The organism is Streptomyces yerevanensis (genome assembly GCF_000716805.1).
Taxonomy (GTDB): Bacteria; Actinomycetota; Actinomycetes; order Streptomycetales; family Streptomycetaceae; genus Streptomyces; species Streptomyces flaveus.
Genome location: NZ_JNWJ01000031.1, coordinates 70,443 through 83,128 on the forward strand (window position 1 = coordinate 70,443; position 12,686 = coordinate 83,128).

Here is a 12,686-nt window from a genome sequence, read left to right on the forward strand (position 1 = left end):
CGCGGGGCTACATCTCGAGCAGGACCGTGAACGGGCCGTCGTTCGTCAGCGATACGCGCATCTTGGCGCCGAAGCGGCCCGTCGCCACCGTCGCGCCCAGGGAACGGAGTTGGGCGACGACCTCGTCCACGAGGGGTTCGGCGACGTCGCCGGGGGCGGCGGCGTTCCAGGTGGGGCGGCGGCCCTTGCGGGCGTCGCCGTAGAGCGTGAACTGGCTGATGACGAGCAGCGGCGCGTCGATGTCGCTGCACGACTTCTCGTCGTCCAGCATCCGGATCGACCAGAGTTTGCGGGCCAGTTGGGCCGCCTTCTCCTTGGTGTCCTCGTGGGTGACGCCCACCAGGACGCACAACCCCTCGCCGTCGATCTCGCCGACCGTCTCGCCGTCGACGACGACGCTCGCGCCGTCAACTCTCTGTACCACTGCACGCATACGGACCATCATGCCGTGCGTCGGCTTGACCTCCGTAGGGGATCTTCTTAGGTCTTCTTATCACTCCTTAAGCCTCCATCTGGGGCGTATCGGGTGCACTCCGGCTCATAGCAGCCAACAGGGGTGGCACGATGCATCCACACGCCGGTCGAGGGGACGGTTGAGGCATATGAGCAGCATGAGCACATCGGGTATGGGGCAGTCGCCACCTGCGGTCACGGGGGGCATCGCGGGAGTTGGGGGAGCAGGGAATTCGGCTACGGGCCATCCGATCACGGCACCTCCGGTGGGGGTGCGTCCGCCCGTGCAGCGGACGGACAGCCCGCCGGTCGAACGCGATCTGTCCGGGCTGCGGCTGCCCGAGCTGCGGACGATGCGGCGCGGAGCCCAGCGGGACGAGGCGGACCTCAGCTATGTACGGCGACTCGTCCAGGGGCGGATCGACATCCTGCGTGCGGAACTCGGACGACGGGCCGATCCCGCCCGCTCGTCCGCGACGGCACCGCTCGCCGAAGAGGCATCTTCCGGCTCCTTCGGCTCCTCCGGCTCGTCGATCTCGTCCGTCGTGCAGCGGCTGTCGGAGATCCTGACGGACGCGCCCGCACGGCAGCGCTCGTCGGCCCGGCATGTCACGCTCGGCACCCCGCACAGCGAGGAGTTCCGGCGGCAGGCCGCGGACATGCTCGCGGAGGTGGAGCTGTCCGACCTCGAGGCTCGTACGGATCTGGAGCTGAACACCGCGATGGGGCGGCTCCTGCGGTACGAGCAGCAGGTCTCGCGCCGGCGCCGGCAGTTGCAGCGGACGGCCGACGACTGCAGCGCGGAGATCGCGCGCAGGTACCGCGAGGGCGAGGCACGCGTGGACGACCTGCTGATCTGAGGCTGGGTCTTCCGACCCTTCTGAGCCTTCTGAGTCGCGCCGCCCGTACGAGTGAGGATTATCGTCCTGGCTCGGCCCTGCTCGGCCTGGGTTACCCGGCGTTACCTGATGTGACGCCGGGTGAGTTGGGTGAGCACTTTTTCCGCCCTGTACCAGAGCTGTACGGACGCTAACCGACGGCCCGCCAGAGTGGCGTACCCGCACCACACTGGAAGGGAAAACACATGGGTAATGCTGTGCGACCACAGCGCAGGGCCATTCTCACCGGAGGGCTGGCGGCGGCCACCGCGGCCTTCCTCACCGGCTGTTCGTCGAAGACGGACGGCGGGGCGGCGACGGACTCCGCATCGCCCGCGGGCGCGGTGAAGAAGACTCCCTCCACGTCGCCACCGGCCGCGGGCGAGCGGCCGGACTCGCCGTGGACGGCGTTCGCGAGGCTGATGGAGGGCAACGAGCGCTGGGTGGACGGGAAGCTTCAGCACCCCGACCGGGATCCTCGCCGACGTGAGTTCGTCGCCGAGGAGCAGGACCCGTTCGGTGTGATCCTCTCCTGCATCGACTCAAGGGTGCCGCCGGAGCTGCTGTTCGACACCGGGCTCGGGGACCTGTTCGTGATGCGTACCGGCGGTCAGGTGGTCGGCGACGTGGTCACCGGTTCCGTCGAGTACGGGCCCATGACCTCCGGAACTCCGCTGATCGTGGTGCTCGGGCACCAGCGCTGCGGCGCGGTCAAGGCGGCGCACAAGGCGCTGAAGGACGGCAAGCCGCTGCCCGGCAACCTGCAGTCGATCGCCGAGGCCCTGCGCCCGGCGTACGACGTGATCGCCAAGGAGAAGCACGCAGACCCGGTCGACGCCATGACCCGTGTGCACGTCAAGCAGACCTCCGCCGATCTGCGGTCCAACAAGGATCTGGGTCCGCTGGTGAAGAAGGGGGACCTGGCGGTGGTCAGCGCGTACTACTCGCTGGACACGGGGCGGGTGGAGGTCCTGACGGGGGCGCCGACCGCCTGACGGAGCGCAGCAGGCACACAACAGGAAGGCCCGGCATACCCACGTGGGTATGCCGGGCCTGGCCGCGTCACGGCCGGGTCGACTCCGTCGGCCCTTGAGGCCTTCGGCCTCAGGCGGATCCGCTGCGGCGGCTGCGGAGCCACCATGCCCCGCCGCCGAGTACGAGGACGGACGCGGCGATGCCGATCGGTACGCCGATGGGCATGCCGTCGTCGCCCTCCGCGTCGTTCGCCGCGGGCTCCGCCGCCGGTGTCGACGCGCCCGTCTTCGGTTCGCCCGCTGCCGTGTCGGACGGCGGGGCGGACAGCGTGGGCTCCTCCGTGGGGGTCGGGGCCACAGGCTTGGCGCCGGGGGCGGCCGGCTTCAGGTCCAGGCGGGGGGCGGGGTGGCCGTGACCGTGGCCGTCTGAGGTTTCCTCCTCGTCCAGTTCGATCCAGCGGTCCACCTTGCCGTCGCTGTAGCTCTGTACCGTCTTGAAGGCCAGGGATTTGGCGTCTGGCAACTGTCGTACGGTGACGACGTGTTCGGCGTCCTCCCCAACGTCGAGTTTCGGTCCTGAGACGGTGTAACCCCGGTCGGTAGGGGTGAGTTTCCAGCCGTCCGGGCCTTCCTTGTAGGTGATGTCGCCGGGCGCGATGCCCTTGGGCAGGATCACCTCCAGCTTGCTGATGCCGGCCGAGGCGGACTCCGACTCCGCGGAGAAGGTCAGCGCCACGTTCTGGTCGAGGGCCCGGGCGCCCTCGGCCTCGACGTCCGCATGGGCGGCGGCCGGTCCCGCGGTGGCGACGGCGACCGCGAACACGGCTGCCGTGAGACCGCCGAGGGCGCCGACACGGCGCAGGCTGCGGGGAAGGGCAAGGGTCGGGTGCTGCACGGGGGCTCCTAGTAGCGGTGGTGTAGCGGGCTTGGTTCGGGTCTTCGGGGCGCCGCCGCCCGGCCCATGAGCCGGGCGGCGGCAGGCGACGTACGGGCGTACGGGATATGAGGTACGGGCCGTACGGGATATCAGGCAGCCGCCGCGGCCAGCGGCCGATGGCCTTCGGCCTCGTACAGGGACTCGATCAGTGAGTTGCGGGCGCGGGCCACACGCGAGCGCACGGTGCCGACCGGGCAGCCGCCGGCCCGCGCTGCCTCCTCGTACGACAGGCCCAGCATCTGGGTCAGTACGAAGGCCTCGCGGCGGTCGTCGGGCAGTGCGGTCAGCAGTTCCGCGAGGGCGATGCCGTCGTCGAAGCCCGGCAGGCCGCGTGGCTGGGCGCGTTCGGCCGCCGACTGCCAGTTGTCCCGGTCCGACAGGCGGGGCCGGGCGGAGGAGTACCGGAGGTTGTCGATGACCGCGCGGCGCGCGATGGCCAGCAGCCAACTGCGCGCCGAGGAACGGCCTTCGAAACGGTGCAGGCTGCCGAGGGCCCGCAGGAAGGTGTCCTGGGTCAGGTCGTCGGCGGCTTGCGGGTCGGCGCCGAGGTAGGTCACGTAGCGGCTGACGTCCCGGTGGAGGGCGCGGACGAACTTCTCGACGGCGTCCAGGTCACCGCCGCGGGCGGCGAGCGCCCAGGACGTTATCGACTCGTCGTGCGGGCAGGGCGAGCTGTGCAGGGCAGGAGTGAACACCTGTGTCCTTCTCGGGGTCCGGGAACCAGGCCCAGCAGAAGAGGGCTCGGCGGTTCCGGTGACTGTTGGTGGCTCCGGCTGTCGTCAGAGGACAGCGGGCCGGACAGGCGGGCCCCGAGAAGTGATCGCGTATACGAGGAGGAGCTGCCGCAACGCGTGACCCGAGCCGTCCCGGAGGGCGCGGACGCGCGGGCGGTACGGCGGCGAGGGCAGCCGGAGCGGCAGGCGCAGCGGCGCGACGAGCCACCCGGCGAGAACCCGCAGGATACGGAAGGCGGCGCGCTCACCGTGGGCGAGCCACAGGCCGCACAGCAGGGCGGCGGCCAGGTGAGCGGCGAGCATGCCGGTGGGGGACATGCCGTCCATGAGATGACCCGTGTGGGCCGTGGATGCCGTGGACGCTGCGGAGTCCATGGAGGACGACATGCCTGCCGTCCCCGCCATGTCGTGGCTCATGGAGTGCGCGGTCGTCGCCGCGTCGGGGGAGCGCGGGCCGCTTCCCGGCGGCGTGCACAGCAGATGGCGCGCCCACCGCTGGGCGAAGGACGCCCCATGGGCCGGCTCCGGCCGTACGACCGCCTGCGCGAGCGAGAACAACGCGTGGAGAACCACCTGGGTGGCGACCGCGAGGGAACCGACCACGAAGAGTCCGCGTTCCCGGCCCGCCAGACCCCACGCCATGCCGCCCGTCGCGACGACTCCGGCGGCCAGTGCCCAGACGGGCACCGCGACACCGGACGTCATCACGTGTCCCTGGACAGCGAACAGCACGCAGACGACCGCGAACATCGCGGCCCTCAGCGTACGAACACTCCGTCCAGCACTCATGGCGGGCTTCATCCTTGCACCGGCATTGGGCCGTCACAGCCCAATACGGACAACCACCGGGTGCGCCACTCAATCCGGCCCGTGTGATCCAGGCCACGGCAACGCGAGCCACGGCAAGGCGGAGGGCATGCCGCCAGATGGCCTATTCGGCCTTGCCGGGGAAAAATTGGGGCATAGCGTGCGGAATATGATGAAACAACATATCGCCTACCTGGCATGCGCCGCGGCGGTCATCGGGACGGGGCTCGGGGCCGCCCCGTCGACCGCCGCCCATACGACCCACGTGGTCCGTCCCGGAGAGTCGATCCAACGGGCGGTGGACGCCGCCGAACCCGGCGACACCGTTCTCCTGCACCGCGGCACCTACCGCGAGAGCGTCGAGGTGAGCACACCCGGGCTCACGCTGCGCGGCATGGGCGGCGGCACCGTGATCAGACCCGCCGCGAAGAGGGCCGCCAACAGTTGTGCCGAGGGCGGCAACGGCATCTGTGTGGTGGGGACGAAGAACCGTAACGTCAAGGACGTCACCATCGCCGCCCTGAAGGTGACCGGCTTCGCCAAGAACGGGATCTACAGCACGGCCACCGACAGGCTGACCGTGCGGAACGTGACCGCGGTGAAGAACGGGGTGTGGGGCGTCGCCCAAGAGGCTTCCGTCCGCGGCGTGTTCCGGTGGAACACCGCCCGGGACAACGGCGACGCGGGCCTGTTCCTCGCCAACACGATCACGGCCGAGGAGGGCGCCACGAACGCCCGGGGCACGGTGGTGGAGCACAACCGGCTGGAGGGCAACCGCATCGGCGTCACCGTCCGGCGACTGCGGAACCTCAGCGTCGCGGGCAACGACGTCACCGGCAACTGCGCGGGAGTCTTCGTCGTCGGTGACGAGAACAAGCCGAGGGCCGGCGACCTGGCCGTACGCGACAACCACATCACGCGGAACAACAAGTTCTGCCCGAAGACCGAACGGCTGCCCTTCCTGCAGGGCTCCGGCATCGTCCTGACCGGCGCCGAGAAGACCCTCGTGACCGGGAACGAGATCACGGACAACGTCGGCACCTCGCCGTTGTCGGGCGGCATCGTCCTGTTCAAGAGCATGGTGGGCGTCACCAGCGAGCAGAACCGGATCAGCGGCAACCGGCTGGCGGGCAACGCCCCGGCCGACCTCGTCAACACGGACACCGGCAAGGGCAACACCTTCGAAGGCAACTCCTGCCGTATGTCCAGGCCCGCGGGACTGTGCTGACCGGCCGGCCGTATCCACCCGGTGTCCATCCACCCGGTGTCCATCCCCCGGTATCCATCCGCGGGGCAGTGAAGTGAAGGAAGGAACGCGGCACATGACGACCGCACAGACCGCCCCACCGCCGTCCATGAGGCTGAGGGAACTCGTGTTCGGCGCGGCATGTGCCGCCGCCCTCCGCGCAGCCGCCCGGCTGGGGGTCGCCGACGCTCTCGGCGACAGTCCCCAGCCTGTGGAGGACCTCGCGGCCGCGGTGAAGACCGAACCCCGGCCGCTGCGACGGCTGCTGCGGGCCCTGTCCTGCTACGGCGTCTTCGCCGAGCGGCCGGACGGGACGTTCGCGCACACCGACATGTCCCGGCTGCTGCGCGAGGACGACCCGCACAGCCTGCGCCACATCTCGCTGTGGTGCACCGAGCCATGGACCTGGGACGCGTGGCCCAGGCTGGACGAGGCGGTACGCACAGGCCGGAACGTCGTCGAGGACCTGTACGGAAAGGAGTTCTTCACCTACCTCAACGAGGACGCCCCGGAATCGGCCGACGTCTTCAACCGCGCCATGACGACCTCCAGCGTGCAGTCCGCACGGGACGTCGCCAACTTCCTTGATCTGTCAGGGAGTTCGTCGGTCGCCGACATCGGGGGCGGCCAGGGGCACGTGGTGGCGAGCCTGCTGGAGAAGTATCCGTCGATGCGTGGCGCGCTGCTCGACCTGCCGCGCGTCGTGGAGAACGCCGATCCACGGCTGCGTACGTCAGGCGCGCTCGCGGACCGGGTGCGCATCGTGGCAGGCGACGTCCGGGTGGCCGTCCCGGTCCGGGCGGACGTGTACGTCATCAAGAACATCCTGGAGTGGGACGACGACAGCACCGCCCGGACCCTGCGCAACGTCATCGAGGCGGGCGGACCCGGGGCACGGGTAGTGGTCATCGAGAACCTCGTCGACGACACCCCGTCGATGCGGTTCAGCACCGCCATGGACCTGCTGCTGCTCCTCAACGTCGGCGGGGCGAAGCACACCACCGAGAGCATGACCCGCCGGCTGACCGATGCGGGACTGGTCATCGACGACGTCCGGCCGGTCAACCCGTATCTGCACGCCTTCGACTGCACCGTGCCCGACCACGGATAGGCATGCCGCAGACCGAAGGCCGCCGGGCCCGCGACTGACTGTCGCGGGCCCGGCGGCCTTTGGCGTAGTGCTGAGGTTCAGGCGGTGGAGCCCCGCTCCCAGCGGTAGAAGCGGTGGGCCATCGCGTCCTTCGGGGAGCGCCAGGTCGCGGGGTCGTACGCGCTGACGTACGCCGACAGCCGCTCGCTGATGTCCCGGAACTCGGGGTGTCCGGCCATCTTGGCGATGGCAGGACCGGGGTCCTGTTCCGCCTCGATGAGGTGCAGGTACACCTCGCCGAACTGGAAGAGGCTGCGTCGGGCGACTCCCACGAGATGCGGCAGCTCGCCCCGGTCGGACTCCTCGAACACCTTGGCGATGTCGGGGGCCGACCCCGGAGCCATGCGGGCGACGATCAGGGTCTGGTGCATCGAACTCATCGAGTTGTCCTCCGTCCGGCTCAGTCGGTCAGGGACGACGACACGGGTCGGCGCTGAGCGGCGGCCTGTTCGATGCGGTCCCGGATCAGGGCCAGCTGGACCTTGGAGTTCTTGTTGATGTTGTCCGTCATCCAGGCGTCGTCGACCGGTGCGTCCGGCTTCATCGCGAAGTCCTGCGTCCACACCATCCGGGTGCCCTCCGGCACCTTCTCGTACTGCCAGCGGATGTTCATGTACGCGAAGGGCCCCGTCTCGACGCGGCGGGCACGCACGCTGAGCGCGTCGCGGTCCGTCTCCCGCTCCGAGACCCAGCTCCAGACGGTGCCGTTCTCGTCGGGCTTCATGGTCAGCCGGAAGGTGGTCTTGTTCCCCTCCTGGGAGAGGATCTCGGCCGAGGCGTACTCGCTGAACAGCTGAGGCCAGTTGGCCACGTCGTTGGTCATGTCCCAGACCAGGTCCAGCGGTGCGGCGATGGTGATGTCGTTCTCCGTGTGTCCGGTCATGTCACGCTCCTGCCACGAGGGCACCGTTGACGAGGTCGAGGAACTGCCGCGGGGTCTTGCAGCGTTCCGCGTCGGGAGGCAGCGGGGTGCCGTACCGCTTCTCCAACTCGCCCACGACGCCGAGCAGACCGAGCGAGTCGATGCCGAGGGCGTCGAAGCCGGAGTCGCTGCGCTCCTGCAGTTCGCCGGGGGCGACGGTGACTCCGGCCGCCTTCTTCATGAGTTCGGACAGCTCTTCTACGGTGATTTGCTCACTCATACGGTTCCTCTCCTTTGCTTTTACGAGGCGTCGGCGCCGCGCCGTAGCACCAGCGCCGAGTTCGATCCCATGAGCCCCCGGCTGAGGACCAGCGCAGTGCGCAGCTCGGCGGCACGGGCCCGGCCGGTCACGAGGTCGAGGTCATGGCAGATGTCGGAGACGTTGGGGGTCGGGGGGATCAGGCCGTGCTCCATCGCGAGCACGGCCGCCGTGGCGTCCAGCACGGACGCCGCGCAGTAGCCGCGGCCGATACCGGTCTTGGGTGCGGTCACGGGTACGCGCCCGCCATGCGCGCCGAGGGCGTCCGCGATCGCCAGCGCCTCGGCACGGTCCGCCTCCGGTACGCCGAGGGCGTCGGCGAAGACCACGTCGATCTCCCCGGGGGCACAACCGGCTTCCTCCAGCGCACCGCTGATGGCACGGGCGAGCCCTTGCCTGGACTCCGCCCAGCGGGAGGCGCCGGTGAACGTGGCCGCGTGTCCGGCGACGGTGGCCCGTACGGTCGCGCCCCGCTCCCGGGCCGCGCGCTCGTTCTCCACGACGAGCATGGCGCCACCCTCGGCGGGCACGAATCCACAGGCCTCGGCGGTGAACGGGCGGTAGGCGTGCGCCGGGTCCTGAGCCGTGCTCAGTTCCTGGTAGCCGAGTTGGCAGACCACCGAATAGGGGGCCAGCGGTGCCTCGGTCGCGCCGGCCACGATCACATCGGTGCCGCGTCGCGCGGCGCGCGCCGCGTGGGCGAGGGCGTCCAGACCGCCGGCCTCGTCGGCGGCGACGACCGAGCAGGGGCCCTTGAAGCCGCGCCGGATGGAGATCTGGCCGGTGCTGGCGGCGTAGAACCAGGCGATGGACTGGTACGGGCCGACGTACCGGCTGCCCTTCCCCCACAGCTCCTGCAACTCGCGCTGCCCGAACTCACCGCCGCCGGAACCCGCCGCGGTGACCACGCCCACGGAGAACGGCGCCTGACCGGTGTCGGCCTGGCCGAGGCGGGCATCGTCCAGCGCGAGGTCGGACGCGGCCAGCGCGAAGTGCGTGAACCGGTCGGTCTGGACGAGGTGGCGTTCCTCGACCGCCTCCGACGGCTCGAAGCCCCGGACTTCACCGGCCACCCGCAGGGGCAGGTGCTCACAGCCCTCGCGGGTGACCCGGTCCAGGACGCTGATGCCCTCCTGGGTGGACTTCCAGAAGGACTCGGTGCTGGTTCCGTTGGGCGCGATCACACCGATTCCGGTGACGGCGGCACGCCGCGGATACGGTTCGCTCATAGCGTCGCCTCCCTTGGCCGGGTCAGGACCACCGCGGACTGGAAGCCGCCGAACCCGCTGCCCACGGAGAGCACGTTGTTCAGTCGCCGCTCGCGAGCGACGCGCGGGACGTAGTCCAGGTCGCACTCGGGGTCCGGGGTCTCGTAGTTCGCGGTGGGCGGTACCACCTGGTGGGTCAGGGCCAGCACACAGGCGACGAGTTCGATCGCGCCGATCGCGCCGAGGGAGTGGCCCACCATGGACTTGATGGAGCTCATGGGGATGTCGTAGGCGTGCTGTCCCAGAGCTCGTTTCACGGCGGCGGTCTCGTGCCGGTCGTTCTGCTGGGTGCCCGAGCCGTGCGCGTTGACGTAGTCGATCGCTGTGCCGGCGAGCCCGGCGTGGCCGAGGGCGGACTCGATCGCTCGGGCCATCTCCAGGCCCTCCTTGGTCAGGCCGGTCATGTGGTAGGCGTTGCCGAAGGTGGCGTAGCCGCTGAGCTCGCAGTACACGTGGGTGCCGCGGGCCAGGGCGTGTTCGAGGTTCTCCAGGACGAGTACGGCACTGCCCTCGCCCATGACGAACCCGTCACGGTTGGCGTCGAAGGGGCGGGAGGCATGGGCGGGGTCGTCGTTGTTCGCGGACGTGGCCTTGATCGCGTCGAAGCAGGCCATGGTGATCGGCGATATCGGTGAGTCCGAGGCGCCGGCTATGCAGACATCCGCCCGGCCCTCCTCGATGGTGTGGAAGGCGTAGCCGACCGCGTCGAGGCCCGAGGTGCAGCCCGTGGAGACGGTCTGCACCGGCCCCCGCGCTCCGAACCGCTCCGCCACCGCCGAGGCGAGCGTGCTCGGCGAGAACGCGCGGTGCAGATGCGGCCCTGCCTCCCGGTGGTCCACGTCCCAGCGCTGTCCTTGATGGCTGACCAGTACGTAGTCGTGTTCCAGGCGGGTGGTGCCACCCACCGCGGTCCCGAGCGAGACCCCGACCCGCCAGGGGTCCTCCTGGCCGAGGTCCAGGCCGGCGTTCCGTATCGCTTCCTGAGCGGCGACCAAGGCGAACTGGACGTACCGGTCGGAGCGTGCGACCTGCTCCGCGTCCAGCCCGTGGGCCGCCGGATCGAAGTCGCACTCGGCGGCTATCCGCGAGCGCAGGCCTGTCGGGTCGAAGAAGGTGATGCCCCGTGTCGCGGTGCGCCCGCCTGCCAGGAGATCCCAGAACGCCGGTACACCGATGCCGCCCGGGGCGACGACGCCTATGCCGGTGACCGCCACGCGCCTGGTCATGAACCGACCTTGTTTCGGTCGATCGTCCGGCCCTCACTCGCGTCGGCCCCGTCCGCGCCGGCTTCCGTCCCCTCGGTGTCCACGTGACCGAGCGGCGGGCTCGGCGCCAGCGGACCGAGGTGGAAGACGAGGCGCGCCTCCACATCGCCGACGTTGCGGAAACGGTGCCGCATGTAAGCGGGGATCATGAGCCCCTGTTCGGGCCGCAGCGGGTGCGGGTCGCCGTCCAGGTCGACCTCCAGCTGCCCGCACAGGACGTACACGAACTCCTCGGAGTACGGGTGGTAGTGCTCACCGATGCGCTCGCCGGGCTGCACGATGGCCACGCCCATGAAACCGCTGGTGGAGCCGACCGTGGCGGGGGTGAGTATGGCGCGCAGATCGCCGCCGCGCCGGGTGTTGGGCTCAACCTCGTTGAGATCCACGATTCTGGGACGGGGTTTGATCACGACGTTGCTCCGATCGTGTGCTGTGTCGACATGAGAGCCGGTCGACATGAGGGCCGTGGTCGCCGCGACCCGTGTGGTGGACGGATCAGGCTTCGGGTGAGTGAGTCAGGCTTCGGGTGAGCGGCGGTCGGTGACGAACTCCATCCGGACCAGGCCGAGGAGGCGGGTGAGGGGGGTGTCCGCCCCGGCGTTCGTACCGACGTCGTCCAGGAGCGTCGTCAGCTCGGCCACGGGTCCGGTGTCCGGGAGGCCGAGGGCCAACGCCGGGTCGGCGGCGTCGAGACCGCCGAGCACATCGATCAGCCGGACCACCACGTCGTCGCGCTGGAAGATCGTGCTGCGCAGAACGGGGCTGTACGGACTGCCCGCCGCCGCTTCGTCCTGCCGGGCCAGCAGTTCGGCCAGCCGCATGCCGCAGCGGGGCCGGGCCGGGTAGTACAGGGCATGCCGCTCCGCCCGCGGGTCCTCCTGCTCCGCCGTCACATGGTGTACGGCGGGCAGCGCGGCCCGTGTGAAGAAGACCCGGGCGGACTCGGGGTCGTCGAGGTCCCGGCTCTGCTCCAGATGAGGATTGATGGCCTCTTCCACGGCCCGTACCTCGGGCTGCCGGGCCACGTGGCGCAGCGCTGCGAGCAGGTCGCCCCGCACCTCGATGGTCCGCACCACCCGGTTGCCGTGCATGAACAGGGACGTACGGCACAGCCGGGTGGTGTCGTCGACCTGCGGTTCGGGCGAGGCGTAGTCGGCGAGGATCCGGGCGACGGCCGCCTCACTGCCCGGCTTGACCGTGAAGGTGAGGGCGTGGCGGATCACGCCGTCACCGATCCGGGGCGAGGCCTGAAGACGGCGCTTCGCGGGGGTGGCTTCCGCCGGGCCGCCGGTCTCGCGGACGACGTGGAAGCGAAGCGACCTGGTGTCCCGTACGCAGCTGTGCAGCGGCTCCACCATCTGGACGTGCTCCTCACTGTTCACCCAGGCGAGGAACGGCGGGGCGCTCTCCCACTCACTGGTGATCAGCCACTGGGAGGGATTCTCGATCGACTGGCACAGCTGGTCGCTGACATGCCCGGGAACGGACGCGACCTGGTTGCACAGTTGCTCGTACGCCTCCAGGAACTGCTGCTGGGCTCCGTCGTGGACGTCCACCAGCAGGACGACACGGAGCCGGGAGCCGTCGAACACGGACTGGGAGACACGTGACGACACCTGATATGTCGGCTGATGTGTCGGCGGCTTTGAGGCAGGGGCGGACGTGGTCGTCATCCTGCTCATCTCCTTCGGGGGGCAGGGGTGGACGTCGGTCGTGGTACTGCGAGTTCGGCGTGGTTCGATCTTGTGCCCGTCCCCGGAAGCGCGCGACTCGTATGGACTACGCGGGTGATG

15 protein-coding genes are annotated in these 12,686 nt (G+C 70.0%); 4 read left to right on the forward strand and 11 right to left on the reverse strand.

The features are described 5' to 3' along the window. Positions 1–7: 7 nt before the first annotated feature. A complete protein-coding gene (gene dtd / locus OP79_RS29280; RefSeq protein WP_033324450.1) occupies positions 8–433 on the reverse strand; it encodes a D-aminoacyl-tRNA deacylase in 426 nt (141 codons plus the stop codon). A 178-nt stretch (positions 434–611) separates the two neighbouring features. Between dtd and OP79_RS29285 the strand changes: the two genes are divergently transcribed. Together OP79_RS29285 and OP79_RS29290 are read left to right on the forward strand one after the other, a co-directional pair. Beyond that, a complete protein-coding gene (locus OP79_RS29285; protein WP_106972505.1) occupies positions 612–1,313 on the forward strand; it encodes an RsiG family protein in 702 nt (233 codons plus the stop codon). 224 nt (positions 1,314–1,537) lie between these two features. Further along, on the forward strand, positions 1,538–2,326 hold the full coding sequence (locus OP79_RS29290) for a carbonic anhydrase (protein ID WP_211270884.1): 789 nt from the start codon (positions 1,538–1,540) through the stop codon (positions 2,324–2,326). 109 nt (positions 2,327–2,435) lie between these two features. Here OP79_RS29290 and OP79_RS29295 read toward each other — a convergent pair whose 3' ends face one another. The 3 genes from OP79_RS29295 to OP79_RS29305 form a co-directional block, all read right to left on the reverse strand. Continuing rightward, positions 2,436–3,200 carry a DUF1775 domain-containing protein gene (locus OP79_RS29295; protein ID WP_051745001.1) on the reverse strand — a complete coding sequence of 255 codons (765 nt, stop codon included), beginning with the start codon at positions 3,198–3,200 and terminating at the stop codon, positions 2,436–2,438. Positions 3,201–3,331: 131 nt separating this feature from the next. Then, the gene (locus OP79_RS29300; RefSeq protein WP_051745002.1) at positions 3,332–3,937 is read right to left on the reverse strand and encodes a sigma-70 family RNA polymerase sigma factor; all 606 of its coding nucleotides are present in this window, start codon (positions 3,935–3,937) and stop codon (positions 3,332–3,334) included. Positions 3,938–4,021: 84 nt separating this feature from the next. Beyond that, positions 4,022–4,765 (reverse strand): hypothetical protein, encoded by a 744-nt coding sequence (locus OP79_RS29305; RefSeq protein WP_245685490.1) that lies wholly within the window; start codon positions 4,763–4,765, stop codon positions 4,022–4,024. Positions 4,766–4,952: 187 nt separating this feature from the next. Here OP79_RS29305 and OP79_RS29310 point away from each other — a divergent pair, with 187 nt between their 5' ends. Together OP79_RS29310 and OP79_RS29315 are read left to right on the forward strand one after the other, a co-directional pair. Then, the gene (locus OP79_RS29310; RefSeq protein WP_033324405.1) at positions 4,953–6,011 is read left to right on the forward strand and encodes a right-handed parallel beta-helix repeat-containing protein; all 1,059 of its coding nucleotides are present in this window, start codon (positions 4,953–4,955) and stop codon (positions 6,009–6,011) included. A 94-nt stretch (positions 6,012–6,105) separates the two neighbouring features. Continuing rightward, the gene (locus OP79_RS29315) at positions 6,106–7,140 is read left to right on the forward strand and encodes a methyltransferase (protein ID WP_033324407.1); all 1,035 of its coding nucleotides are present in this window, start codon (positions 6,106–6,108) and stop codon (positions 7,138–7,140) included. 77 nt (positions 7,141–7,217) lie between these two features. Here the strand turns inward: OP79_RS29315 and OP79_RS29320 are convergent, their stop codons facing one another. From OP79_RS29320 to OP79_RS29350, 7 genes are all read right to left on the reverse strand, one after another. Continuing rightward, on the reverse strand, positions 7,218–7,550 hold the full coding sequence (locus OP79_RS29320) for a TcmI family type II polyketide cyclase (protein ID WP_033324459.1): 333 nt from the start codon (positions 7,548–7,550) through the stop codon (positions 7,218–7,220). A gap of 29 nt (positions 7,551–7,579) precedes the next feature. Beyond that, positions 7,580–8,062, reverse strand: coding sequence for an SRPBCC family protein (locus tag OP79_RS29325; protein ID WP_033324408.1), 483 nt, complete (start codon positions 8,060–8,062; stop codon positions 7,580–7,582). A gap of 1 nt (position 8,063) precedes the next feature. Further along, positions 8,064–8,321, reverse strand: a complete 258-nt coding sequence (locus OP79_RS29330) for an acyl carrier protein (protein ID WP_033324410.1) — start codon at positions 8,319–8,321, stop codon at positions 8,064–8,066. Positions 8,322–8,341: 20 nt separating this feature from the next. Continuing rightward, positions 8,342–9,589: a ketosynthase chain-length factor gene (locus OP79_RS29335; protein ID WP_033324411.1), complete on the reverse strand. Its 1,248-nt coding sequence runs from the start codon at positions 9,587–9,589 to the stop codon at positions 8,342–8,344. Then, positions 9,586–10,854 (reverse strand): beta-ketoacyl-[acyl-carrier-protein] synthase family protein, encoded by a 1,269-nt coding sequence (locus tag OP79_RS29340; RefSeq protein ID WP_033324412.1) that lies wholly within the window; start codon positions 10,852–10,854, stop codon positions 9,586–9,588. The genes OP79_RS29335 and OP79_RS29340 overlap by 4 nt, the downstream gene beginning before the upstream one ends. Continuing rightward, positions 10,851–11,303, reverse strand: coding sequence for a cupin domain-containing protein (locus tag OP79_RS29345; RefSeq protein WP_033324413.1), 453 nt, complete (start codon positions 11,301–11,303; stop codon positions 10,851–10,853). The genes OP79_RS29340 and OP79_RS29345 overlap by 4 nt, the downstream gene beginning before the upstream one ends. A 105-nt stretch (positions 11,304–11,408) precedes the next feature. Continuing rightward, positions 11,409–12,566 carry a SchA/CurD-like domain-containing protein gene (locus tag OP79_RS29350; protein ID WP_033324414.1) on the reverse strand — a complete coding sequence of 386 codons (1,158 nt, stop codon included), beginning with the start codon at positions 12,564–12,566 and terminating at the stop codon, positions 11,409–11,411. Between the last annotated feature and the right edge of the window lie 120 nt (positions 12,567–12,686).